The sequence below is a fragment of the Methanolapillus ohkumae genome (assembly GCF_032594355.1).
Taxonomy (GTDB): domain Archaea; phylum Halobacteriota; class Methanosarcinia; order Methanosarcinales; family Methanosarcinaceae; genus Methanolapillus; species Methanolapillus ohkumae.
Genome location: NZ_CP131061.1, coordinates 1833036 through 1859803, shown reverse-complemented (window position 1 = coordinate 1859803; position 26768 = coordinate 1833036). Strand labels below are relative to the sequence as shown.

The 26768-nt window shown below is 40.1% G+C and carries 20 protein-coding genes; 12 read left to right on the top strand and 8 right to left on the bottom strand.

Features of this window, described 5'->3' with window-relative positions:
* Positions 1 to 75: 75 nt before the first annotated feature.
* Positions 76 to 534 carry an archease gene (locus MsAm2_RS08180; protein ID WP_338097755.1) on the top strand — a complete coding sequence of 153 codons (459 nt, stop codon included), beginning with the start codon at positions 76 to 78 and terminating at the stop codon, positions 532 to 534.
* Positions 535 to 643: 109 nt separating this feature from the next.
* On the opposite strand, the gene MsAm2_RS08175 is transcribed toward MsAm2_RS08180, so the two are convergent.
* Positions 644 to 2272 carry a CoA-transferase gene (locus tag MsAm2_RS08175; RefSeq protein WP_338097754.1) on the bottom strand — a complete coding sequence of 543 codons (1629 nt, stop codon included), beginning with the start codon at positions 2270 to 2272 and terminating at the stop codon, positions 644 to 646.
* A gap of 204 nt (positions 2273 to 2476) precedes the next feature.
* Here MsAm2_RS08175 and MsAm2_RS08170 point away from each other — a divergent pair, with 204 nt between their 5' ends.
* A complete protein-coding gene (locus MsAm2_RS08170) occupies positions 2477 to 3979 on the top strand; it encodes an RtcB family protein (RefSeq protein WP_338097753.1) in 1503 nt (500 codons plus the stop codon).
* A 201-nt stretch (positions 3980 to 4180) separates the two neighbouring features.
* Complete coding sequence (locus tag MsAm2_RS08165) at positions 4181 to 4714, top strand: GNAT family N-acetyltransferase (RefSeq protein WP_338097752.1); 534 nt, start codon at positions 4181 to 4183, stop codon at positions 4712 to 4714.
* A gap of 130 nt (positions 4715 to 4844) precedes the next feature.
* Here MsAm2_RS08165 and MsAm2_RS08160 read toward each other — a convergent pair whose 3' ends face one another.
* Positions 4845 to 6314 (bottom strand): hypothetical protein, encoded by a 1470-nt coding sequence (locus tag MsAm2_RS08160; protein WP_338097751.1) that lies wholly within the window; start codon positions 6312 to 6314, stop codon positions 4845 to 4847.
* Between the two features lie 380 nt (positions 6315 to 6694).
* On the opposite strand from MsAm2_RS08160, the gene MsAm2_RS08155 reads away from it, so the two are divergent.
* Entirely contained in the window at positions 6695 to 7753 is a 1059-nt protein-coding gene (locus MsAm2_RS08155; RefSeq protein ID WP_338097750.1) for an EF-Tu/IF-2/RF-3 family GTPase, read from the top strand.
* An 88-nt stretch (positions 7754 to 7841) separates the two neighbouring features.
* On the opposite strand, the gene MsAm2_RS08150 is transcribed toward MsAm2_RS08155, so the two are convergent.
* The 4 genes from MsAm2_RS08150 to MsAm2_RS08135 all read right to left on the bottom strand — a co-directional run bounded on the left by MsAm2_RS08150 (position 7842) and on the right by MsAm2_RS08135 (position 12827).
* Positions 7842 to 8570: a DUF169 domain-containing protein gene (locus MsAm2_RS08150; RefSeq protein WP_338097749.1), complete on the bottom strand. Its 729-nt coding sequence runs from the start codon at positions 8568 to 8570 to the stop codon at positions 7842 to 7844.
* Between the two features lie 334 nt (positions 8571 to 8904).
* The gene (locus MsAm2_RS08145; RefSeq protein WP_338097748.1) at positions 8905 to 10596 is read right to left on the bottom strand and encodes a hypothetical protein; all 1692 of its coding nucleotides are present in this window, start codon (positions 10594 to 10596) and stop codon (positions 8905 to 8907) included.
* A gap of 46 nt (positions 10597 to 10642) precedes the next feature.
* A complete protein-coding gene (locus tag MsAm2_RS08140) occupies positions 10643 to 12025 on the bottom strand; it encodes a DUF1254 domain-containing protein (RefSeq protein WP_338097747.1) in 1383 nt (460 codons plus the stop codon).
* A 508-nt stretch (positions 12026 to 12533) separates the two neighbouring features.
* A complete protein-coding gene (locus MsAm2_RS08135) occupies positions 12534 to 12827 on the bottom strand; it encodes a YgaP family membrane protein (RefSeq protein ID WP_338097746.1) in 294 nt (97 codons plus the stop codon).
* Positions 12828 to 13433: 606 nt separating this feature from the next.
* Between MsAm2_RS08135 and MsAm2_RS08130 the strand changes: the two genes are divergently transcribed.
* From MsAm2_RS08130 to pylB, 3 genes are all read left to right on the top strand, one after another.
* A complete protein-coding gene (locus MsAm2_RS08130; protein WP_338097745.1) occupies positions 13434 to 14534 on the top strand; it encodes a hypothetical protein in 1101 nt (366 codons plus the stop codon).
* 343 nt (positions 14535 to 14877) lie between these two features.
* Positions 14878 to 16278, top strand: coding sequence for a pyrrolysine--tRNA(Pyl) ligase (pylS, locus tag MsAm2_RS08125; protein WP_338097744.1), 1401 nt, complete (start codon positions 14878 to 14880; stop codon positions 16276 to 16278).
* A gap of 184 nt (positions 16279 to 16462) precedes the next feature.
* Positions 16463 to 17548 carry a methylornithine synthase PylB gene (gene pylB / locus MsAm2_RS08120; RefSeq protein WP_476738677.1) on the top strand — a complete coding sequence of 362 codons (1086 nt, stop codon included), beginning with the start codon at positions 16463 to 16465 and terminating at the stop codon, positions 17546 to 17548.
* Positions 17549 to 18283: 735 nt separating this feature from the next.
* Here the strand turns inward: pylB and mtaA are convergent.
* Positions 18284 to 19303: a methylcobamide:CoM methyltransferase MtaA gene (gene mtaA, locus MsAm2_RS08115; RefSeq protein WP_338097742.1), complete on the bottom strand. Its 1020-nt coding sequence runs from the start codon at positions 19301 to 19303 to the stop codon at positions 18284 to 18286.
* Between the two features lie 443 nt (positions 19304 to 19746).
* Here mtaA and MsAm2_RS08110 point away from each other — a divergent pair, with 443 nt between their 5' ends.
* From MsAm2_RS08110 to MsAm2_RS08100, 3 genes are all read left to right on the top strand, one after another.
* Complete coding sequence (locus MsAm2_RS08110) at positions 19747 to 20748, top strand: arsenic resistance protein (protein WP_338097741.1); 1002 nt, start codon at positions 19747 to 19749, stop codon at positions 20746 to 20748.
* Between the two features lie 514 nt (positions 20749 to 21262).
* Complete coding sequence (locus MsAm2_RS08105) at positions 21263 to 22087, top strand: hypothetical protein (RefSeq protein ID WP_338097740.1); 825 nt, start codon at positions 21263 to 21265, stop codon at positions 22085 to 22087.
* Between the two features lie 69 nt (positions 22088 to 22156).
* Positions 22157 to 23458, top strand: a complete 1302-nt coding sequence (locus MsAm2_RS08100; RefSeq protein ID WP_338097739.1) for a GLUG motif-containing protein — start codon at positions 22157 to 22159, stop codon at positions 23456 to 23458.
* A 104-nt stretch (positions 23459 to 23562) separates the two neighbouring features.
* Here MsAm2_RS08100 and MsAm2_RS08095 read toward each other — a convergent pair whose 3' ends face one another.
* Positions 23563 to 23793: a hypothetical protein gene (locus tag MsAm2_RS08095; protein ID WP_338097738.1), complete on the bottom strand. Its 231-nt coding sequence runs from the start codon at positions 23791 to 23793 to the stop codon at positions 23563 to 23565.
* 539 nt (positions 23794 to 24332) lie between these two features.
* On the opposite strand from MsAm2_RS08095, the gene MsAm2_RS08090 reads away from it, so the two are divergent.
* Together MsAm2_RS08090 and MsAm2_RS08085 are read left to right on the top strand one after the other, a co-directional pair.
* Complete coding sequence (locus MsAm2_RS08090; RefSeq protein WP_338097737.1) at positions 24333 to 25220, top strand: hypothetical protein; 888 nt, start codon at positions 24333 to 24335, stop codon at positions 25218 to 25220.
* Positions 25221 to 25299: 79 nt separating this feature from the next.
* Entirely contained in the window at positions 25300 to 26613 is a 1314-nt protein-coding gene (locus tag MsAm2_RS08085; protein WP_338097736.1) for a GLUG motif-containing protein, read from the top strand.
* Positions 26614 to 26768 lie beyond the last annotated feature (155 nt).

The following is a 26768-nucleotide window of genomic DNA, read 5'->3' as shown; positions in this document are numbered from 1 at the left end:
GCAATCAAAACGCAATCATGCAATCAAAAATGCATTCAAATTAAAAGCATATTCAAATCAAAAACAGTTGAAACAATGACATCTGATTCCGGCAAATCCGCAAACCACCCGCCTTTTATTTATCTTGATCACATCGCAGATACTCGGTTTATTGCCTACGGGTTTTCATTGGAGAACGTTTTTGAAAATTCGGCATTGGCGATGCTCAATGTCATTGCGGACATTTCCGGCCTATCCCACGAGGTCGAATTTCAGGCGGAAATTTTCGCGCCGGAATTGGAAGACCTATTGGTTCGGTTTTTGTCGGAAATCCTTTTTTTATTCGACGCAAAAGAAACACTTTTTGGAACGGTCCGGGTAAACGCGCTCCGCAAAAAAGAAGACGGATGGATTGTTTCATTCCAAGTTTTCGGAGAACCCGTTGATTCGTCCAAACAAAATTTCAGGACGGAAGTCAAAGCAGTGACCTATAACGGAATCCGAGTTGAAAAAACGGCTTTCGGGTTTGAAACGGAAGTTGTTTTAGATCTTTGATATTATTTTGAGGCGTCGCCACCGTATATGACAGCACCAATTTTTCATTTATCCACAAAAACAACGCATCGGATTTTATTTTTGCCGAAAAAATTAATTTGAATTTTTTTTATTTGAATTCTTCTTTGTCTCCGACTAGTTTTGCCGGAATTGTTTTTAAATCCGGTGAAATCAATACGTCAAATGGAAGACGGTCTAAAATATCCCGCTTCAAATCAATGCCGTCCACGATTTCCGTCAGCATCAAGCCGGCACCAGTCAATTGAAAAACACATCTTTCCGTAATATAAAGAACCTTTTGGCCGGACTCCTGTGCGTTTTTGGCGCTAAAACTGACTGACCGGACATTTTGAACAAACTTTGGATACTTTCCCTCCGTTACGATTTTGAGTTTTTCATGTCCATTTCCGTCTTTATTTTCAATTTTGATTAAAAGGCCGCCCGCACTAAACGTCGCACAAAAAACGACAACCGGTGTTGATTGCGTAATGTTGGCAAAGCCGCCGATTCCCGTCATTCTTCCGGCGGACATGTGACCGTTCACATTTCCGAGAGCATCAATTTCTAAAGCACCAATAAAACAAATATCCAGGCCGCCGCCATCATAAAAATCAAATTGTTGCGACATATCGTAAATCGTGTCTGCGCCACTCGCAGCGCCAAAAGAAATCCCGGATGCCGGGAGGCCGCCGATCGCACCGGATTCCACCGTCAGCGTAATATCTTTTAAAAGCCCTTCTTTGGCAGCGACGACAGCGACCGCCTCCGGAATTCCAATCCCGATGTTTGCGACTTGGCCGGCCGACAATTCCAAAAACGCACGGGACGCGACTAACAGACGCTCCGGATCATTAAGATTGGACGCGTTTTTCTCTTTTGCTTTTGCCCAATCACTCAGTTCCTGCGGTGGAATGTAAGTGTCTCCCGAATATGTCGGCTCATACCCGTGAACGCTCACGAGCTGGCTTTGGTTGGAACAAACGACAATCGCGTCCACCAAAATTCCGGGAACAATCACATTGCGGGGACGCAAATGATTGGAAATGACACGCTCCACTTGCACAATCACTTTTCCGCCCCGCCGGTGCACCGCTTGCGCGAGCGCAAGCGCGTCAACGGTTGCGCATTCCTTCTCAAATGAAATATTTCCCAAAGCGTCGGAACTGGTTCCTTTGATAAAGGCAATGTCGATTTCCGGGGTTTTGTACAAAAGATAGGGTTTGCCGCCGATTTTTGTTTTAGAAACCCAATCCGTTTTTGAAATGCGGTTGAGTTGGTATCCGCCGACATCCGGATCGGTGAATAAATTTAATCCGATTCGAGTGGCATAAAATTCTTTTCCGCCGGCGGCCGCCCGGATCATATGGGACATGGTTCCAAGCGGCAAATTATATCCTTCAATTTCTTCCATCCCTATTCTTTTGGCAGCGGTCGGCATAGATCCCAAATGTCCCAAAATCGCGCACGAAACCGCCCCATCTTGAATGTATCCTTCAATCGGCGAATTCTCCTTCCAATCTCCAAATCCCGCGGAACAAAAAACCGTTAAGTTACGTGGGCTTTTTGTTTTTTGAAACCGGCGCGTCAAGGCCAAATGAAGTTCGGTCGGATTGGAAATGGATAAAAACGCATTCACTCCAATCACATTTCCATCTTGAATTAAACCCACCGCCTCATCCGCCGACATAAATTTAAACAAACTGTCATCCCCTTTCATGATTCGAATTTTATCAAACATTTTTCTGTTTTTTCATAACAAACAATTAAATCAAAGAATGATTATCCTTATTTATATTTCTCATTTCAAAATTCATATTTTTCAATTCATACTTTAAAATTCACATTTTTAAAATTCACATTTTTAAAATTCACATTTCAAAATTCATACTTTAAAATTTACATTTTCAAAAAGATTTATTCTATTCAACGGTTTGAAAAAATTATGACACAAAATCAGGAAAAAGGAGATCCGGCAGATGATTCGGATTTTGCTCCTCAAGACGTTTTAAATGTACTCACCCGGGTCAATGACAACACATGGGACATTCCAGCGTCCCGCCTTCCCGGAATGCGTGTTCCCGGCCGCATTTTTTTGTCGGAAAAATTATTGTCCAGCATTGACTTGGCAACCATCGATCAAATCGCAAATGTTTCCATGCTTCCCGGAATTTTGGATTACTCAATGGCGATGCCCGATGTTCATTTGGGATACGGTTTTACCATCGGCGGCGTTGCGGCGTTTGATCCGGAAGAAGGCATCATCAGTCCCGGAGGCGTCGGATTTGATATTAATTGCGGCGTCCGCCTGATGAAAACAAGTTTATCTCGGGAAGAAGTGGTACCGCACATCAAGACGCTGACGGAAAACCTGTTTCATAAAATTCCATCCGGGGTCGGCTCCAAAGGACAATTCAGGGTGAATGATGTTCAATTAACGGACGCGTTTTTGCATGGCTCGGAATGGGCCGTGGAATCCGGTTACGGAATCGAGGATGATACGAAAAATTGCGAATCCGGCGGATTTATGACCGGCGGCAGTCCGGACAAAGTCGGAACCAAAGCGCGTCAGCGCGGACGTCCGCAATTCGGGACGCTTGGCAGTGGAAATCACTTTTTGGAAATCCAGTATGTGGACAAAATTTACGATCCGGTGGCGGCGGCAGCTTATGGTCTTTATGAAGGCCAGGTCAACGTCATGATTCATTGCGGTTCCCGCGGTGCCGGCCACCAAATTTGTACCGACCATTTGCAGAATCTGAATGAAGCAGTCAAAAAATATAAAATTTCGATTCCGGACAAGCAGTTGGCATGTGCGCCGGCGCAGTCTAAGGAAGCGCAGGATTATTTTGAAGCGATGATTTGCGGCGCGAATTACGCATGGGCGAACCGTCAAGTGATCATGCATTGGACGCGTGAGGTTTTTGAAAACTTTTACGGAAAAGATGTCGATGAGCTTGGCATGAAGCTTTTGTATGATGTGGCGCACAATGTCGCGAAATATGAAACGCACGTCGTTGACGGCAAAAAGAAAGATGTTTATGTTCACCGAAAAGGCGCCACCCGGGCGTTTCCGGCCGGACATGCCGAAGTTCCGTTCCATTATCGCGATATCGGCCAGCCGGTCCTCATTCCGGGAAGCATGGGGACGCCTTCTTTTGTTTTAAAAGGTGGCCCCAAGTCCATGGAATTGTCTTTTGGAAGCGCTTGCCATGGTGCCGGACGCGTGATGGGACGCGGACAAGCGAAACACAACATGAGCGGCGAAGAAATTCAAAAAGAGTTGGAACGTCAGGGAATTACGGTTCGGGCCGACAAACCTTCGGTGATTGCCGAAGAGGCGCCCAGCGTTTACAAGCCCAGCGACGAAGTGGTGGATGTCGTGGATCAGCTTGGAATCGCTTGTAAAGTCGCGCGTCTGATTCCGATTGGTGTCATAAAAGGCTGAAAAATAAAGCCCGAAAAACCCAAAATAAAAATAAAACCCAAAATAAAACCCAAGAACGATTGATTCAGAAGGGATGGTTAATATTTTATGAAAAACAGTTCTGTAATTATTCGAAAAGCCTGTCTGGATGACATTAATGCCGTTATGGATATTGAAAAGTATTCCTTTCATCCGGAAATAATCGAGTCGTAGGATGTATTTTTGGCTCGTATTTCCGTCTTCTCCGATGGGTTTTTGCTCGCTGAAATGAATGGGCGGGTCGTCGGCTACATTTCATCCGAGCTTTGGAATTATTCGCCGGATATTCCGTATTCCAATTTCAGCATCAACCACTCCATTCGAGACACGCACAAACCGGATGGAAATGAAATTTACATTTCATCTGTTGCGGTTTATCCCGATGTTCGCGGCGAAAAAATCGGCAAGAAACTTTTTTTGAAATTATTGGAGGCGCTCCAATTTGAATATGATATTTTCAGTTCCATCTTAATCGTCAACAGCGACTGGGAAAATGCGTACAATATGTATCAGAAGGAAGGATTTGTTGAAATCGGCAAAATCGACGGTTTTTTTCCGAATTTAAATTTAAAAACCGGAACGGAAGTAAATTTGAAAACCGGGGCGGAGATGAAATCGAAAGCGGATGCGAATGCAGAACCGCAAATGATTGAAAAAAGCAGCGGGCGGCAAAAAAAATCCGGTACCGGAATTATTATGAGAAAAATGTTCAAATAAAGCGGCAAAGAGATTTTAAAATTTTAAGAAAATTTCTTTACCGCATTGTTTTTGTTCGATTTAATCGTATCTTGTTGATCTTTTTTGTTTATTATTTGCTGATCTTTTTTGTTTATTATTTGCTGACCACTTACGTTTTTTGATTATATTTTTTGTACGCATACCGGCCGGCGACAATCAACAGAATTATGAAAATCAGCAACAAAATCCAAAAAATCCAATTCGGTTTTTTATTTTCATCTTCTTCCTCAACAGGCGGCACAGATGAATTGTTTTGGCTGCTGCTATTTGTTGTGTTGTTTTCCGGTTCGGGGTCGGTTGGTAAAACCGGTTCTTTTTCCCGAATGGTTGCCTGTCCGATTCCGCCGCTGCCACCTGGATTTTGTTCCGAGTCATTTGAATCTCTGTTTAATACCGGATAGCCTTCCGAATTAAATATAAACGCACGGTCTGCGCCATTGAGTTCAGATACAAATCCGGATGACCTCATTTGTGCGTCTGTTTTTTTGATTCCCTGATCCTGAGTGGGATTTTCCGAAGTTTTGTCATTGACAATTAAAACAACTCCGTAATCGCTGGAGGAATCCAAGAAGTAACAGTTTGTTACGGTTCCGTCCAATGTCAGATTTCCGACGAGTCCGCCATTATTTTGTCCGGCGGATTCTCCGACACTATAACAGTTTTCAATATTGCCTTCAAAAATCATGCCGGCAATACCACTGCCGGCGATGACATCAACGGGACCGATTTTTCCGGTATTGTAACAATTTGTAACGGAAGGGACAATTCCAAACTCACTCCACATTTCTTCAACAATTCCTCCAATATACCATTGGGTCGGACTGGTCAAATTACCATTATTGACACAGCGGTCAACGCGGCCGACATTTGCTCCACAAATTCCGGCAACACCGACCGTACTTCCTGCATCAATATCAAGGTCTCCGTTATTTGTACACCAGGTGATCTCGTTTTCGTTGATGCCGGCAATTCCGCCAATCCATCCTCCGGTGAAACTGATGGAGTTGACCAAAATATTAACATTGCTGGTACAGTTTGTTATGCTTCCGGCGGAATCACCGATGATTCCGCCAATCATATTGTTCATGGAACCGCCATTAAACTCAATGGATCCGGAGACAATCAGATTTTTAATTTCCGCTTCGCTGTAGCCGAATAAACCAAATACAAAAATATTCGATGGATCTTCGGTTGGGAAATCCGTGATGGACATGTTACTGACCGTAAATCCGTTTCCGTCAAAAATACCGTCGTAGAAAAACATCGTTGAATCCTGCATGATAATTCCGATGGGAACCCATTCATGACCATTCAAATCAATATTGTCTTCCAAATAGACGTTTCCGGATCCGGAATAAGCATTATTGTTAACCAGATACGCAAATTGAGCAAGTTGGAACGGAGTGGAAATTGCTCCATCCGCCCACGCCGTATCCCGATTAGTTTCATCACTCCAACTGCCGGTGGCGGTCGCAATGCCGGCAACAGCCAATAAAAAACTCAAAAGAAGAACGGAAGTAATTAAAAAATGAAATATCGGTTGTTTTTTGGGGGTTGATTGTTTTTGTGTATGACTCATACTATTTCCCTTTTCTCAATGAAATAATAATGTTCTATTAAGAACGAATCAATTAACAAAACAAAACCATAAAAATTTATTTACTTTTTAAATCATGGTTTTCTTCAACCTCATTTCTTCCCAATGCTTTTTTTAATTTTGTTGTTATATTAATATCTATTCAATTATATTAATTAATTATATATTTATTAATAAATAATTTATAATCTTCTATTTATTTTTATTTATTTAAAAAACTTTCATCAATTTATTCATCAATTTATTCATTATTTTTCATTTTCATTTCATTTTGTTGAACAAATTCATATATCTGAAAACCGATTTAATTCAGCGATTCAAGACTTTATTTAATCTAAATAACAATTCAGGATGATGATTTTATGACCAATATTGCAATTATCGGCGATGAAAAATCCGGACGCACGTCGCTCGCATCCAAACTCGGGAAAAAGGGAACGGACTCTGACATCACGCTTTATGACGACGATCGCCACGAACGAAAATATGTTTACGTGGATGCCAAATCCTATCCAAAATCCATCAAATCCATTATGTCCGCGCTGAATTTGGCGGATATGGCTCTTTTGTGTGTGACACCGGGCGGCGTGACACCACATATGGGAGAATGTGTCATTGCGCTGGATTTGCTGGGGATGAAACACGGCGTTATCGTGATTACCAAAGCGGATACCAGCTATCCGATGGAAATTGAAGCATTTTCTCAAAAGCTTAAAAAAATGACCGTCGGAACGGTTCTTGAAAATTGGGAAATTTTGGCGCTCAACACCAACAAAGACGCCGCAAATCCATTTGAAGGATTAGAAGAACTCAAAAATAAAATTCACAACATCGCCGACCAAATTGAACCGGAACAAAAATTAAAAGACAATCTTCCGCCACGCGTTGTTATCGATCATTTTTTCAATGTTACCGGAATCGGAATCGTTGTTTTGGGGAAAGTTCTTCAAGGAACGATTCACACGCACGACAAAATTGGGCTTTTCCCGCCGGACAAAAAAGTGGACATTCGTTCCATTCAAACACATGACATTGATGTCAAAGAAGCAAAAACAGGCGCGCGGGTTGGTCTTGCCCTCAAAGGTCTTTTGGAACGGGAACTTGACCGCGGGTATTTGCTATCCAATGAAGAAATTGTTGCGACCGAATTTGAAATTGAATGCCAATTATCCAAATTCGCAAAAGCCGGCATTGAATTAGAAGATGTCATCCACATGTTTGTGGGATTGCAGTCCGAGCCGGTGCGTGTCAAAAAAATTATTGCAGGCGGTGTGGAAAAAGAAAAAATCGGTGCGGGAGAATCTTGCATTTTGCACGTGACCAGTTCCAAAAAAGTGGCGTACGGTAAAGGCGACCAGTTCTTATTTGCCGGCCTTGAAGACAACCAGCGGTTCACAGCGATTGGAAAAATAATGAAATAATTTTTTTCAAATTCTTTCAATCCCTCTTTTTTAATCACAATCCTTTTCTCTTTATTTCATACTTGTTTTTCTTATTTCATGAGTGTTTTTACTTGTGATGCACTCTTTCCCGCACTTTATTCCAAATGGGAGAAATTAAAAAACTTTCATCGGCATCGAAAAGCATTTCTTTAAAAGAATTTGCCGGCACCGCAAAAAAAAATGTGTCTTTGGGAAAATGCGGTCTTGAAAAAACATCAATGTTTCCAATTACTGCGCGCGGTTTTTCTTTTTGAGCTTCGCCGAGTGGAATTCGAAATACGGAGGCGCATCCGGATGTCATTGGTGCGATTACGTTGTCGTAATCCGGTTTTCTGTAGTTGAACAAATGGACAAGCGCAGACAACTGGTCCGGATTGACCAAAAACAAAACGATTGCAGCGTCATCTTTTGGTTCGTACGGTTTTAAGACAATGTATTTATGGCCGGCCAATACGTTTTGTGGCTGTTCCTGAAGCAGTTTTTCCGCAACATCAATAGATGATTTTATACGTTCACCCGGCGGATATCCTTCTCCCCGGCCGCAAGTCAGGAAATAGCCAAATCCACCTTTGATGTCCGGAATTCCGTCACGAAATCCAAATCCCGTTTTAAAACCCGGGCAACCTTTTGTTTCGTCGGAAAAAATAATTGTTTTCCCCAAAAAAACATCGTTTATGGAATTTAAAACGCAACCCGGCATTGGGTTTCCGTATTCCGGGTGGCATTCGTTTGTCAAAATAACGGAAACGGTTTTTCCGGACATATTTAACTCATTTTCCAATTCGATTTTATCCACAACACATCCCTCTCTTGCTGTTGAGCACAATAATTTAACAATCAAATGAACAACGATTTTATAACTTAATCAATTTTCGCTTTTTATGGACATTGTCGAATGCTGAAAATAAAATAAACAAGCAATGACGAAGAAATAATGAAAAAATTTAAGAGAAATAAAAAAATACAACAAAAAAATAACAATAAAAGAAATAACAACAAAAAAAATAACAACAAAAGAAATAACAACAAAAAAAGCAAAATAAAAAACATCAAAAAAAGATCTTAAAAATGAAAACACCGGCCGGTAAAACCGGTTCGGTGTATGCAAGTTTATTTATTTATTTATTTATTTATTTTTTGAACGAGACACGAACGGGTCCGCCGATGCTGTTAAATAGAAGATCGCCGTTGGGAAGGAATTGAATGAGCGCGTAAGCGCCGTTTCCAAGATTGTCTTGTCCGAAAATGATTCGTGTGACTGTTTCTCCGGTATTCCAATCCATTCCGGTCAATTCCCATCCATCTCCAAGCGTATAGCCGTTTACCAATACGATTTTTGAGGGGATGCTCATGGACGGAACCATGCTGGTTCCAACCACATCGTCCCGCGTCCACACCGATTTCCAGCTGTGTGTTTTCGGATCCCATTCGCAGCGCTCAACTCCGATCGGCGGCGTGAACACAGGACCTCCGGCTAAGACGTCAACCAGTTTGTCTTCGTGTCCTTCGTCTCGGATATTGTTGACCACAAACGCGCCGTAGCCGTCAACCACAACGGATTGTTCGCTTTGAATGAATTTCGGCAAAGGCACAAGTCCGCATGTGATTCCGATTTGTCCGGCGATACGGCGGGATTTTGTTTTTGGCTGCTGTTTAAAATCGGCCGGAATTTCATCCCGCCAAAAAGCAACCAAGTTCATGCGGTTGGCACCATCCGTAATGACCACCAATTTGTCGGGATCGTCCCCAAAACCCATGAGTGTCGGGGTTGAACCGGTTCCGGTTCCGAATTTGACGCTGGGCGGTTCTTCCCCAAAATCATAAGGCGACGCCCAGGCGCCATCGGCTTCATCGACCGACAATTTTTTGCCGGTCCAGACAATTTTGCGCATCATCTTATCGCTGGCAACATAAATGGCGTTTTTTTCATCCACACAGACGGAATTGGAAACAAATTCGTCTTTGGGTAATTCGATGGTTTGCGGCTTATTTTTAAATTCTCGGTCAATGATGGACACTGAAAACGGCGATAAGATAATGATTTGACCGTCATAAGTCATCGAAAGCCCGATAATCGGCGCGCCATATTTTTGCAAAGACGGATTGTTCACGCCTTTAGCAACCTTTTTTAATGTTTCCGAAAAGTCGAGCGTTCGTAAGATTTGGATTCCGGCAGCCGGATTTTTCGGATCTTTGAGCCCGTACGCATGAACATGCGATGGCTGAGCGTTCGCATACAAAACGTTGGTCTTGTCCACAAACATGTAAACATTGTTGGCCAAACGGGACCAGTTAACGCCCCAATCTTTTAAAACAATATTTTCCGCTTGCTTAATATTTCGGATTTCTTGGCCGAGTCCTTTATCCAAAACTTCCGGAGGAATAACTTTTAAATTGGGGGTGTTGATTTGAGCGACCGGTTTCCATCCGTCATTGGATACGTCCACATAGGAAATGCCGCCGGTTGAGGTCGACCACATATATTTCGGGTCGGTGGAGATCATTTGCATAAAATTGACCGGTCCGCCGGCAATGCGCGGAAATTTTCGCAAATCAATTTTAAAAGTGCCGCGGGGGACATTGTGCGCGAATGCGTCGCTTTGACCGGGGTCAAAGTGCGTCATCGCATATTTTTCTCCGGCCAAGAAAAGATTAGGAGCTTGTTTATTGGGAGCTTGTTTATTGGAAGTTTGGTTATTGGGAGCTTGTTTATTGGAAGTTTGGTTATGGGTGATTTCGGTTTTACTTTCTTTTTGGGTATTTCCGCCGCTGACTAAAAGAACAGATGCGGTAGGCAGCATAGAGAATTTTTTCTGTTTCATGATATTTCCTCACAAATTTTATATTATCCAAAAAAGGATTCGGGTTTTATTTCATTTCTTCAACATCGGCTAATTTCCAGGTTTTGTCAAAGAATGGTTTTTCGGGCCCATAGAGCCGGAATATTAAAAAGAAATCTTCTCCCTTGGTTGGAATCCAGTTGGATTCTTTGCCTTCGGGGGCCTTTGCACTCATATAAATGTCAATGGTTTTGTCCGGGTTGACCGCGAGTTTGGATTTGTCATAAGAGGACAACCCGACGCGTTCTAAGGGATTTGGGACAAAAGATTTTGTTTTCATGCTGTAGACAACAACCGACCAAAAATCGCGGACGGGAACGTCCGCAGGGACGGTCAGCCGGTATGTTTTTTTCGGGTCGAAAACTTTTCCATCTTTGTCTCGGAGGCCGAGCATGTATGAAGTCGCTCCCAATTTTTTCGGAATGGAGACGGCCCAAAAAGTAAAGCCTCCGGAGCGTTCGTCCAGGAGCATTTTGTTATCCACCACGAAGGTAAAATTTTCTTTTTCGGTGAAATGAACAAAACCCCATTGCCGGTCCGCCCAATATTTTTCATATCCTTTTCCGAGGGTGATGAAGTAGTTGTTCATGAAAGCATAGGCGGTATGAATTGCTTTTTCAAAGAGTTGGATTTGTTTGGGATCCGGACTGAATTTTTTTCCTTTTTCAATTCCGATGGCTGCCAGCATTCCAATCATTGCAGCATCTCTTTCTTGCAAAAATTCCAGGTTGACGAAGTCGGACAATTTTTTAAAGTAGGATAAATCGTAATCTGTCAAAGCATTCCAGGATTTCGGATAGGCGTCAATGTAGGTGTTTGGCGCGGGCTTTCCGGATTGTGATACCGGATAAATTTTAACTTTTTTGCTGACGGCGACGACATCTTCGGCCGTTCCCATTTTGCTGATGATAGGACGGCCGCCAAGTGTGACAAAGTAGGTGTTGGATTGACGGATAATGTATCCGCCTTCGCAAATTTTTCCGGAAAAATCGGGAGGCAGTAAGAGATATTTTCCGCCATTGCCTTGGTCGGCGCCGGCCGGTCCGAAATCTTCGATGGGCTGGGACCAGGTATCGTTAAAACTTCCGAAAAGAGACACTTTATCATTCGCCGGGGGAATTTCCACAACAATCGGACCGTATCTCAAATCAATAAAGGAAAGAGTGTATGGGGTTTGGTTGTTGGGTGTTAAAAACAGATGGCGGGAGTCCATCGGTTTTGAAAAATAAATCACGTCGTTGTATTTGGCGCCGAGGCTGTTGAGGCTTTGGTAAGTGGAAATGGAATTCACGACCGGCAGAGACCAAATAGCGGTTTGGACAGCGCGCTGGTAAAAAATTTCATCATCGGTGGAAGAGGCAGGGGTTTTCGGGTCCTCATCCTTTTTGTTTCCAAAAGGCCAGGTCATCATTTCAGGTAATAATTTCAAGAACGGGTTCATTTTCATGCTCCTTATTTTTATTTGGTTAAAGAACCAACAATAAATTACATTTTAAATATATAAATTATATTATAATTATTAATATTTTAATATACATCCAAAAACACAAGGCTAAGGTAAAATGACCGACAGCGGTCAAACAACGGTAATAAAATGAAGCAAACATCAAATCAGACAAAAATCAGACAAAAAATGCAGCAAACATCAAATCAGACAAAAATCAGACAAAAATCAGATATAAAACCAAATAATTGTAAACAGATTGCAGTAAATTTTAAATTTTGAAAAAATCAAAAAACGGAGGATTGTTTTGTCAATTTTTTAAAACGAATTGTCGTCATAGTGCGTGCGACGCAATCAAACAAAAGCAAAATAAGAAACAGAACAAAAAGGAATCAAAACAAACAAGCAATAAGAAACAGAACAAAAAAGAAACAAAACAAACAAAAAAGAAAAATAAAAAAGGAAATCAATTTGTTTACTTATTTTTCTTCTTTCCTTTTTTGGTCGTATTTTCCCCGATTAACGCGTAAACCGGTGAGAATTTAGTGTAAGCCGTCACAAGTCCGGCCAGGGCGGCCAGTCCGAGGAAATACCGGAAAATAAATCCGCGCCGGACAAAAATAAGAGCGATTAACGCGACGGAACCGATAAGGAATCTTCGAACCCGGTCTTCCCGTCCGATGTTTCTTTCAAATTTAAAAGGTATTTTTTCATCTAAGCTTGCCAGGCCTTTTACGCCCATCAGATGTTCCGCAATCATCCAAAACATTTCAAAACCTCATTATATTTTGTATAAAAAAACAATTATAATTATAATAATGCAAATATACAATCCATTCAAACTATAAAAGCATATCCGGAAAATCGAATTTCTTCCGATTTCAAAAAAATGATGGAAATAAATTAGCCAATCCGAAATACAGGCGTGTTGTTATATTATACTACAATTATGTTTGCATATTATAACGGTAAAATTCAAAAACTGATTGATTTTCCGTGCCGGTTTTGTCAATTTTATACAACGGCTTCCTTAAAATCAACAACAGGTTTTTATAGGGGTTGTTCTTTGTAAAAGTTGCTTTTGGATTCTTTTGAAAAACGTTCATGTTCAAAAAGTCTAAAACCACACATTCTATAAAACCACAAACCCATATAAAAACACACACACAAGAGTTTCCACAACGTGGAAACTCCTTTTTTTAATCGTTCCAACTGTCTTTAAATTTGAATTAACTGATTTGCCGTAAACGGTCCTTGTTATTTTTAATATTATTATCGTTTTTATCGTCGATTTTATTATTTTTTTGATTTTTATTATTATTCAAATCAAGATGTTACTTTTTTATACTCCGATTCTTATTTTTGTTTGAGGAACATGAGCAGACAAAAAGTTAACATTCGAGATACAGACGGTCAAGATGCGGACGGTCAAGATGCGGACGGTCAAGATGCGGACGGTCAAGATGCGGACGGTCAAGACGCGGACAGTCAAGATGCGGACGGTCAAGATACAAACGGTCAAGACACAGACGTCCAAAGTCTCGAAAGTTCGGATTCCGGTTCCGATGGATATTATTTTTCGGAGGATTCGGATTTGGATTTTTCCCGACACTTGGATGAGGAAGTCGTTGAAATTTCCAATCAAGCTTTTTTGTCGATTGGGCGCAGTTTCTCTTGGATTCTCTCTCAAATAAACGGCAAGGACGGCAAGCCGCATTTTGATTTTTCGGTCAAAGAGTTGTCCAATTTAATTTTATGTTCTCTTTATTGGAGTAAAACACCGGTTTTTTTGCCGGCAACGCTGACTCTTCTTCAAAAACAAAATCAAAACGGTTCTTTTGGGGACATCAAAGATACGGCGCGTGCGGTTTCTTGTTTGTCCGTCGTTCAAAAATATCTGAGCCGGGCAGGTTCTTCTTCCGATTCTTCCGGCTCCGATATTTATTTTGACGCGGCAGCGCAAAAAAATCTTCAAACCTCCCTCCAAAAAGCAACCGATGAACTGATCACTCAAAAAAAGAATTGGGCAGCCGGAACAGACGATATTTATGATTTGGTTTATGCATTGGCCGCCACGGCTGACGCCGGAATCTTTGAGCCCGATGTGTGTTTGGATGTGTGCCGGCGCGATCTTTTGGAATGGAAATTTCCGGGGACGACCGCACTTATTTTAACAGCACTTCAAAAGCAGCGGGAACTTCGGCTTTTTTCCGGCGCCGAAGATTTGGAAGTTTCGGAATTTATTTCCCGAAAATCCAATTGGCTGATTCTGGAACGAAGGAACGGTTTTTGGAACTCAACCGCAACAAGCTGCCTGGTTTTGCTGGCGCTGTCCCGGGTGGACAATCCAGCCTGTGTTGCGTCCCTTCCAAAACTTTTCTCCATTCAGGAAAAAAACGGTTCTTTTGAAAATGATTTCAACAAAACATGCCTGGCGGTTTTGGCACAATCCCATATGTCTAAATTTTTATACTGATCATTTAATTGATAATTTTTGCATAAAATTGATCATTTAATGGATTTTTTAAAAAATCATCAAATCCATCAAAATCATCAAATCCATCAAATCCGTCCATTTTGTGGGAAAGTATTTAATTCAAAAAACGGCTTATTCTTCTGCAACTTCCCGCTTGCCTTTTGTTTAAAAAGAGTCGGGGGGAATTCCAAAATCGGCAAAAGGAGATCTGGTCAGGTAGATCGAATGGACTCTAGATCCGTTTAGCCGGGTTAGATTCCCGGGGTCTCCGTCCTTTTCATTTTTTTAAATCATCAATTTTTCAAATTAAACTTTTTCAAAAAACCTCAGGATTGACTTAAAAATGGACCGCCCAACCCTTGAAAGACTTGTCAAACTCAATGGTGTTTGGCTTTCTCGAAAAGATGTTCTTCACGGTGTTTCCCGGTATGAGGTTTCCCGGCAAAATATTCGTATTACGATGGATTGCGGCGATGTGGTCACGGCCAGAAATTCAAGAAACAGCGCGTCGGCACGCTCTCTTCGCAATTCGAAATACAAAAAAGTCTGTAAAAAATGCCGTTTGTCGGACGACCGCATCCAACGGTTTGTTTCCAAAAACTTCTATGAAGGAATTACTTTTGTTGAGCCGATCGCCAAAGCATCCGTTTCCAAAAAAGTCGGAAAAAAAGACACGTCGAGGCCCGTTTCAACGGTGTCATCCCAGCCGGTGTCATCCCAGCCGGTGCCATCCCAGCCGGTGCCATTCCAGCCGCCACTGTCTCAGATTCCGGCCACACAAAAAACAGAATCTGTTTCCATGAAATCAGATTCGGGTTCCATGAAACCAGAATCAAAATCGGAAGTTAAATTTATGTCCAATTCCAACCCCACTGAAAAACCGGAACAGTCGGAGCAACAGAATGTAAAAGCGGAAAAAACCGAAAAAACCGAAAAGAAATCTTTTTCTCCGTCTCAGCGAAGCCGGCTGGAGTCCCTGCTTGTGTCCGATGATGAAATTGATTTGGAACAAACAGACATGAGCTTTTCCGAAATTGAATCCTTGTTGACCGGCCGCCGGAAAAAAGAATTGTGCGACATCTACGCAAACAGTCGCGAACACATGCTTGCAAAATTGGAACGTGATATCTCTGCCTTTTTAATTTCCAAAGGATTTATTGAAATCAAATCCTCCATTCTGATTCCTGAAGAATACATCATCCGAATGGGAATTGACAAAGATGAGGAATTATCCAAACAAATCTTCCGGACAGATGACAATTTATGCCTGCGCCCAATGCTGGCGCCGGTGCTTTACAATTATTTGGCTCGATTCGATAAAGTCTTGCCGGATCCGGTGAAAATATTTGAAATCGGACCCTGCTACCGCAAAGAATCCGATGGCAGCAGCCACTTGGAAGAATTCACAATGGTGAATTTCTGTCAGATGGGAGAAGGGTCGACTCGGGAAAACTTAATCGCGCTTCTGGATGAATTCTTGACGTTCCTTGGAATTGATTACACGATTGAGGGAGACGAGTGCATGGTTTACGGCGCGACGGTGGACGTGATGCATGGCGATATGGAATTATCGTCCGCGGTGGTCGGTCCGGTTCCGATGGATATGGACTGGGGCGTCAGCAAACCGTGGATCGGTGCCGGATTCGGGCTGGAACGTTTGCTTAAAGCCCGACACAAATTTAAAAATATTAAGCGGGGCAGCCGCTCGGAATTTTATTATAACGGCATTTACACAAAATTGTAATTTTAAAAACGATTTTGCAAATTAAAAAACGATTTTGCAAATTAAAAAACGATTTTGCAAATTAAAAAACGATTTTGCAAATTAAAAAACGATTTTTTAAATTTAAAACAACTTGTAAATTTAAAAAAATATTGGGTGACCGTGTTTTTTGGGGGAGTGTGTGTTGACGGATTATTTTAAAAATATGAATGAAGCGGACATTTCTAAGTTCGTGTCTGACCGAATTTCCAAACAAGCGATTTCGGACGATGCGATTTTGAGCATGCTTTCCGCGACGGACGATGAAGATCTTCAAAAGATGTTTGAGGCGGCAAGAGCTGTACGCAATCACTTTTTTTCCAACAATGTCTATCTTTACAGTTTTGTTTATTTTTCCACTTATTGTAAAAACAAATGTGCTTTTTGCTATTACCGTGCTGCCAATAATATTGACCGCTACCGGTTAACGCCCGGGGAACTTCGGGAAATGTGCGCAAAACTCAAAAACGAAGGCGTGCACATGATTGATTTAACGATGGGCGAAGACCCGCATTTCCACAATCATCCCGAAAATTTGATTGAATTTGTCCAAATCGCCCAAGAAGTTGCCGGTCTTCCGGTGATGATTTCTCCCGGCGTCGTGAGCGATGATCTCATTCAAAAATTAGCCGAAGCCGGCGCCGATTTTTTTGCGCTTTACCAAGAAACTTATCAGCGGGATTTGTATGAAAAATTGCGGGTCGGTCAGTCTTTTGAGGGGCGAATTCAAGCACGAAACGCGGCCAAAGCGGCCGGCATGTGTACGGAAGACGGCATCCTCACCGGTTTTTCAAAATCTGTTCTCAACACACCGGATTTTGTGGTGGACGATGTGAAGTCAGCACTTTATTCGCTTCGGGAAATGCAAAAATCGGATCCGGATCAAGTCCGTGTCATGACGTTTGAGCCACAGCCCGGAACGCCTTTAGAAAAAACAATTCAAGCGCCATATCTCATGGAACTTAAAATTATTTCCGTTCTTCGGTTTTTGTTTCCGGACCGGTTTATTCCGGCATCCCTTGACGTTGCCGGAATTGACGGAATGGTCGACCGCCTCAATGCCGGGGCGAATGTGGTGACATCGATTATTTCAGCGGACTCGACATTAGAAGGTGTTGTGAATTTTGACCGCGACGTTCCGTTGTCGGCAAGAAAACGTGACGCAAAAAGTGTGATTGAGCGGCTCAAAACAATGGGAATGCGGCCGGGAACGCAAGCGGACTTTGAAAAATATTTGAAGCGGAATCAATGATTTGTATGAATTTGATAAGAACACCAACTCTTATTCTGTTGACAAAAGCAGTTTGGATGACTTCTGCAGTGTTTATTGCGAGCAAATCATATGAATTGTCAGATAGTATTTTTGACACTCTGAGAGATATTTGGAATATTTTAACCCAATCTACAAATTTAACAAAAGAAAATGTATGTATTGGGTTATTGTTTTTGTTTTTTAATATTTCCATTCTTCTAATGTATATTGCGATGTGCATTTTAATAATTTATATGGAGAATTGGATAAATCGATTTCCTATACAACCTATACAAGATACATCAAATTCATTATCAGAACGTAACAAAATTGGGAATTTCATCATACAAAATCCACGCAGCTCTTCTTGTTTTGTAATTTTATTATCACTTGTTGCAATACTTTGGGTGCTATGGTTATAATGTAAAATTATTACGTTTTAGATCATTCATTCTTTTTTCATTTTTATGGGTATGTCGGATCATTTTCAAAATCAGTTACAATAACCCCATGCTCGTTTTCATACAATTTTATGTCGGATTTCAATTTTTCAAACATCTTTTTTGCTGCGACTGGTGATAAAATGAACAGCCATCTGCGACATAATTATCTAAAAATCCATTTTTGAAAAATAAATAAAAAAAGCCGGCAACAATTTTGCTGCCGGCATATGTTTTTTGAACTATTTGATTTTGATATTTTAATTATTCATCTGTGTTCGAGAATATTTCTTCCTTATTTTTGGAAATATTTGTTTCGTGCGTCCACCATCGCTTTGATGTTGGCAAGCGGTGTCATCGGCGCGATTCCGCATCCCGGCGCAAGAATGGCAACACCGGCATCCAGCGCATTATTGACAGCAGCGGCGACTTTTGCCGGATCTCCGCTTAAAAGCACGAATGGGCTGGAGACATTTCCGATAATGACGGCACGGCCTTTGGTGAGTTCAACGGCACCCTTAACATCTTCCACTTTTTCTTCAATACTGAGTCCTTTGCAGTGACAGTCGGCCATGTCATTTAAAATGGCGGTCACATTTCCGCAGACGTGAAGAACAACCGGTGCCTTGACTTTGTCGGCAAATTCAGTAATGGCTCCCATGAGTTTGTCATGGAAATCTTGCGGGCTCATCAGGTCCGGAGATGAAACCGGGTCGGCAATACAAATAATATCTGCGCCGGCTTCCACCATCAAGTTGGCATATTCAATGGCGGCAACATTTGCGAAATCAATCACCCGTTTGAGGTCATCCGGTTTTTTAATGGACCATTTCATAAATGATTTCACACTGCACAGGTCGGACGCAAGCGTAATCGGTCCTTCCATGCCGCCGATAATCGGAACATCGGGTCCGACTTTTTGGCGAACCAATCGAATGGCTTCCAAAACGGCCGGGATTCTTCCGGCATTTTTTAAGTCCGGCTTTTTGGCATCGTCCAGCATTTCCGGTTTTTCATATGGATGCGCCGTCACGGACGGCTGCCGGTTTTTGGTTCCCATGTTGACTTCGCAGCCCATCGCTTGCGCAAGGACTGTTAAACAATAGGGGACGCGGACGGCTTCAAGGCCGCCAAGTTCGTGAGCGGCAACAGCTAAGTCTGCCATCATTTTGGCATTGGATTGAGATTCCGGCCACGGAGCGTTGACCAAGTCCATCAATTCGACAATTCCGGTTTGTGTCACGGAGACAACCGGCGTTTTTTCAACGGGTTCGCCGTTTAAAGCTTTTAAGAGATTTTCTTTTAACGTTGTCATTTCTAAAACCATCCTAAAAAATTGTCAACCATCTATAATTTGTTCCAATACGGAGACGGATTTCAAATTATAGACTAAAAACCAAAATGTAAAATAACTCTCTGATATTAAAAAGATAACCCTAAATCAATTTTTTAGGGAAAATGTAAAAAAACAAGAGCAATAAATAGAATAAAATCAAAAAATTAAATATTAGTTGAATTAAAATCAAAATAAATTGAATAAAATTAAAAATAAATCGAATAAAATTAAAGTAAAAATAAAAAAAAATAAAAAGAAAGTAAAACGAAAAAAAAGAAAATAAAAGAAAATAAAAACAAAATAAAACAATAAAATAATAAAACGGATAAAATAATAAAATAAAAACAAAATAAAACAATAAAATAATAAAACGGATAAAATAATAAAATGAATATTTCAATCCAAATTTACGGGGATCTCAATTGAATTTTCTCAACCAATTCCGGACAGTTATTATTTTGGTGTCGATTTTTATCGGTGTTTTTCTCGGGCAATCGGAATTGGTCGGCGCAAACGCAAGCATGCTGGTTGAGCCGTTTTTGATGATTATGCTTTTTGGCGTATTCTTACAAATTGATTTGGGCAGTCTTGGGAAAGCATTTAAAAATGTAAAATTTGCGTCCACCGCTGTCATTTTTAATTTTGTCTGGACACCGCTTTTCGCTTGGTTTTTGGCGGATTTGTTTTTGACCGGGTCGCCTGACCTTCAAGTAGGGTTTTTGATGCTGATGGTGACGCCGTGCACGGATTGGTACATTATTTTTACCGGCGCCGCCAAAGGAAATGTGAGTCTGGGGGCTGCTCAGCTGCCGATCAATCTGATTTTGCAGATTGCGCTTTTGCCGGTCTATTTGTATGTTTTTGCGGGCAGCGTTGTTGAAATTGACATGCTGACGTTGGTCAAAAGCATTGTCATTGTTCTTTTGATTCCGTTTGTCGCCGCCACGATTTTTAGAAAATTATTTGTGTTAAAATGGGGAACGGAAAAGTTTGAAAACAAGATTCTCATCCACAATGACAACATGCAGTTTTTGTTTTTGAATTTGGCCATCATCGCCATGTTTGCGTCCCAAGGTGAATTGTTGCTCAAAAATCCGGGACTTCTTCTTCAAATGCTCGTTCCGGTTCTGATTTTTTTCGCCGCGACGTTTCTTCTCGGGCAAGTCGTCGGGCGTACGCTTCAAATGAATTATGAAGACACCGCCGCTTTAAATCTGACAACGTTGGCCCGAAATTCGCCATTGTCGTTGGCAATTGCGGTTTCAGCCTTTCCGGAAAGTCCCTTGATTGCGCTGGCGTTGGTCATTGGACCACTGATAGAACTTCCGGTGTTGGTTGTGATTTCACAGATTTTATTGAAAATAAGGCCGGGCTACAAACCATTTTTGTTTTTGAAAAAGGGAAAAGTTAAGGGAAAGAGTTGAAAAAACAGAATTGGAAAAAACAGAATTGGAAAAACCAAATATGAAAAATAAAGTGAGATGGAAACATATTGAAAAATGAATTTCATAAAATTTTAAAATAAAGGCCTGATATTTTGAATTTAATAAGAATTATTTTTATTTTAATAACTCTTCAGTGCCAAAACTTGCCCTTTTATGAGTTATGTTTTGATATTTTTAAACAAAAAAAATATCTATATCTTTTTATAAATTTTGGAAAATACTAAATAGTATTTCATCTTTTTTGTTATTGAGGATTTTATCAATATTGATTCAATCCTGCAAATTGACACCGGCAAAAGCCGGCATCAATTTTTATGTGCATGAATCTGTAAACTTTCACAGGCCACGGATTCATTCACCCATTGTATTGAACATATTTAAAATAAACCTAAAATAAACTCAAGAACAATTCGGTGAAAAAAATGATTCAAAAAACAGATGGATGAGCCTGCTCTGTGCATTGCTCATTTTGGTCAGTCTTTTGGTGCCGGCGATGGCGGCGGAAGAAGGCGTAACTTTATCAAAGAAAAATGATACGGTATCCATAACAATTAATGAGTTTGATTTAATTTCCAATTTGTCAAAACAATCTGAGGAAACACTTAAGAAAAATGGCTTCTCAGATGAAGAAATCAAACGTATAAAAAATTATGAAGATGAATTTGTTAAACATATTATTTCAATTAACGAAACGTATTCAGATGAAGAGTTGATTGGGTTTGGATATACAAAAGATGAGGTTAAGTTAATCAGAAATTTTGACAAATTACAAAATTCCGCCAAATCGAGTGATGAATTAAAAGCTAATTTGACAATATATTTCACTGTACTGGAATCTCTTCAATATGACCAAACAAAAAATGAAACCACCGTGAAAATTAAATATGAATATCAATGGACACGCCTTCCGTTTTTTACATTCACTGATTCTTTTGCATTGGGTTGGAATAATACAAGTATTGGGCCCAACACGTCGATTCATAATTATGGGCATTCTCCTGTGAGAATAGATTACTATTTGGGATCAACATTAACAAGAACCGATACAGTAACTTCAATGCCTAATGGCTTCTATGGAACAAAATGCCAATTCCCAATGCAATCTTGGGCACAGCCAAGCAGTCATGCAATGCATGGAACCGGAGAAGTATCTTTGGTGCAATCGGGAGACTGTAATAATATTAATTTCCATGTTTATTACGTTCATGCAAAACTTACTCTTTCTTATGCCTTTAGTATATTATCAGGAGGTCTTAATTTTAATTCGGGTGAAAGTGGGGTTGATTGGGCAAGCTGGGCATTTAATGTAACCAAATAACAAAAATTTATAGAGGATTTATAAAAAATCCTCTTTTTTAATATTATGTATTAAAAACGGAGGACTATTATGAACAAATATGTTATTTTTTTGTGTATTGTACTTTGTTTTTTGTTTTTTGTTTTTTATTTTCCGCAGGCACTGGCATTTTCCGGCTCCGGCTCGGGAACTCCCAACGACCCGTTTCAAATTACGACAAACAATCAATTGAATGAAATCCGAAGCAATTTGTCCGCATCTTATATTTTGATGAATGATTTGGACTTTACCGGTTCCAATATTCCATGGGAACCGATTGGAGATTTTCAAAACAAAACGTATTTTTCGGGACAATTAAACGGAAATGGCAAAATTATTCAAAATTTGAACATTTCTTCTCCTAAAGGGTCATATTCCGGATTATTTGCTTACATTAGTCCAAGAGGAGAACTAACAAATCTGAGTCTTGTCAATCCATCCGTTTCGAGTGAATCCATCGCTGGAAGTTTTGCTGGCGATAATTATGGTTTAATCCATAATTGTTCAGCGATTAACGTTGAAATGTATTCAAAAGATAATCTGGGGGGTCTTGTCGGTTCAAACAGTGGATCAATTTCTAATAGTAGGGTGACCGGCAAACTTTTTGGTGAAAACATGGTTGGCGGTTTTTCCGGAACCAATTATAATTTGATTAATAATTGCTCTGTTGCCGGTTTTATTAACGGAAAAGGCAATAGTATTGGGGGTTTTGTTGGGAACAATTATCAAGGAAAGATTCAGGATTGTTATTTTATGGGTTCTGTTTCCGGAAATGATGTTGTTGGTGGTCTTGTTGGTCAAAATTATGAAGGACTCATTGATAACTGTTATGTGGCTGGAACGGTTTTTGCAGAAAACGGTCGCGTAGGCGGACTTGCCGGCAAAAATCTTGGTATTTTAAAATACAGCATGGCGTTAAATAAAGAAATCAGTCTTGGAGCTCAATATTTTAAGTCCGAAAATCAAAAATCGGTCGGAAAAATTACGGGTATAAATGAATATCCGGGAACAATATATTGGTGCAGCTCGTGGGATGGAATGATGACCAATGCAAAATTCAGAAAAGAAAAATCTAAAAGAGAATATGTTTCCTCTGTCAGCAGTGAAGAAATTTGGGGGACATTCGGAAATAAGTTTTGTTGGAGTGGGTATGATTATTATTGGACCCTCAAAGATTTTGAAAATTATCAGCTCCCCGTTTTTGAATGGCAAACGGAAAGTCCCGGAGACGCTTCTTATTTGAATCCTGAAAATTCCGCAGAAAAGTCAAAATCCATTCCCGGATTTGAATTGATTTTTGGAATTTTGGCTTTGGCAGGGGTTGCTTTTGTTTACCGAAAAATGAGACGATAAAATAACAACAAAATAACAAAATAACAAAATAACAACTATTATCCCAATCAAGCAAACCCTCCCGAAAATTCGGACGCGTACCGCGTCCGAATTTCTCGGATTGTTCATATGAATAGATGTGTTGGTGAGAAGTCGGCAGCAATCCTGAAACAGTAAACAGTTGCAGCAATCCTGAAACAGTAAACAGTTGCAGCAATCCTAAAACAGTAGACTGTTGCAGCAATCCTAAAACAGTAGACTGTTGCAGCAATGCTAAAAACAGGCCGACGGTTTTGTTGAAAAATCAAAAATTTGTTGCCATAACGCGCGCGGACGGCGCCAGCACAAAAAAGCAAAGTAAAAAATAAAAAAAGACAGATCCCAAATATTTTTTATTTTTTCAATACGAATTCAGTTGCCTTTTTTGAATCTGTTAAAAACGGTCAAAATTAAAATTTTATTTAAAAAACAGCATCTGTAGATGCAAATCAAGTAAATTTGCTCAATACTAAATATTGCTTTTGTAAAGTTCCTCTGAATACATTTTTTAAAATTTAAAAAGCAAAAAAAAATACGTAGAAAGTTTTATGATAATTTATTGGGAAAAACAATTTTAACAGACTTACTGCATATTCAAAATGATTCATCATTTGAATATATTTAGAAATATCCTGATTTTCTTTTAATTGATGGGAGTATTAATATAATACCAGTTTTAATTAATCAAAAGAGTTAAAATCAAACGTATTTGATTGAGACTTCGAATTGACGCCGGCTGTAATCCGGCGCCAATTTTTAGTGAGTGAATCAAAACTGAGAAGTCCGATTCGCTCACATATTGTTTTTAGAGTATTTAAAATAAACTCAGTAAAACATTACTGTGAGGTATAAAAATATGTTAAAGAAAAATACATGGATGAGTTTGCTTTGTGCATTGTTCATTTTAGTCAGTCTTTTGGGACCGACGATGGCGGTAGAGGAAAATATAACACTTTCTGAAGAGAATGACTCAGCAACGGCGACAATTAATGAATTTGAATTTGTATCAAATCTTTCAAAACAATCAGAAAAATCACTTAAAATAAGTGGCTTCTCGGATGATGATATCAAAATTATAAAAAATTATGATAATGAATTTAAAAAACACATAAAATTAATCAACGAAACTTATTCTGATGATGAACTGATTGGATTTGGTTACACAAAAAATGAAGTTGAGTTAATAAGAAATTTTGATAGTTCGGCTAAGACTTCTGCGGATTTGGCCGCTAACATGACAGTAAAATTTACTATATTAGAACCATTAAAGTATAATTCTTCAAAAAATGAAACAACTATAAAAGTTAAATACGAATATCAGTGGACGCGTCTTCCAGTATGGGCATTTACCGATTCTTTTGCTCTTGGTTGGAATGACATAAACCTTGGACCAAACACATCGATCCATACTTATGGCTATTCTCCAGTGACTATAAATTACTATAAAGGGTCAACACTAACTAAATCTGTTTCTGGATCTTCTTCTGTTGATGGGTTTTATGGTACGAAATATCAATTCCCTATGCAAATATCTTCAGCTCCACAAAGCCATGCAATGAATGGTATTGGAACCGTATCTTTGAAGCGGCAAGGTGACGTCAGCGATGTTCGTTTTCATATTTATTATGTCCATTCTAAAGCGGTTTTGACTTACTCCTTCACCATTGGAGCCCTCGGCATCAGTTTTAGTACTGGCGGAAATGGAGTTGATTCAAATGGTTGGGAGTTTAGAGTATCTAAATAAGCAATCAATTAAGTAATCAATATTTAAAAAGAAGGGAGATATTCCTTCTTTATTTTTATTAAAATACCGGGTGGATATCATGATAAAACATTTATCAATAAATTCTGTACCATCTTTGATGATTATACTTTTTATTTTCGTTTTATGTTGTAACCCCGTTTATGCATTTTCCGGCGATGGAAACGGAACCTCTGAAAATCCATTTCAAATCACCACCATCGAACAACTGGATGAAATTAGAAACAATTTGTCCGCCAGCTATATTCTCATGAACGATTTGGATTTTTCTGATTCGGATGTTTGGGAGCCGATTGGAAGTTTTCAAGAAGAAAAGAATTTTTTTTCCGGTCAACTAAATGGAAATGGGAAAATAATTCAAAATTTGAGTATATCCTCTTCCAAAAGTCAATCTTCGGGATTGTTTGGTTATATTGATCAAGGGGGAGAAGTAAAAAATCTTGGCCTCGTAAATCCATCTTTTTCAGGAGATTCCGGAGTTGGAAGCCTTGTTGGACGGAATTATGGAAGCATTCAAAATTGTTCAGCCGTCCATGTGAAAGGCAATTCAAATAATGATCTGGGTGGCCTTGTTGGCTGTAATTTTGGTTCAATAGCCGGATGTTTTGCCACAGGAGAACTTTTTGGGGAAAACACAATTGGAGGCCTTGTCGGTGCCAATTATGGTTTTATTAATTGTAGTTATGCCGCCTGTTCAATTGAAGGAAAAGGGTATGAAGCCGGTGGTTTCGTTGGAAACAATTTCCAGGGAAAAATTCAAAATTGCTATTCTAATAGTGCTGTTATCGGGGAATCTGTTGTCGGTGGTTTTGCCGGTCAAAATTATGAAGGATTTATTGAAGGCTGCTATGCAACCGGAACTGTTTTTGCATGGCAGGATTATGCCGGTGGAATGGCCGGAAAAAACCGGGGTGTTTTAAAAGACAGCTGGGTGCTCACGAAATCTGTCAATGTCGGAAGCACATATTTTGAGTCCGGAAATAAAAAATCAATCGGTAGAGTCGCCGGTATCAATGAATATTTTTACAATACAGGATCCATTTACTGGGCCAACCCTTGGGATGGAATGACCACGAACACAAAATTCAGAAAAGAAGATCCTAAAACAGAATATTCGACAACCGTTAGAAGTGAAGATATTTGGGGAAATCCCGACAATTGGGGTAACTTCGGCAGCTATTTCTGGGCTTTAAAGGATTTTGAAAATTATCAGCTCCCCGTTTTTGATTGGCAAACGGAAAGCCCCGGAGACGCTTCTTACTTGAATCCTGAAAATTCCGCAGAAAAATCAAAATCCATTCCCGGATTTGAATTGATTTTTGGAATTTTGGCTTTGGCAGGTGTTGCTTTTGTTTACCGAAAAATGAAATGGTAAAACAACAACAAAATAACAAAATAACAAAATAACAAAATAACAAAATAACAACTATTATCCCAATCAAGCAAACCCTCCCGAAAATTCGGACGCGTACCGCGTCCGAATTTCTCGGATTGTTCATATGAATAGATGTATTGGTGAGAAGTCGGCAG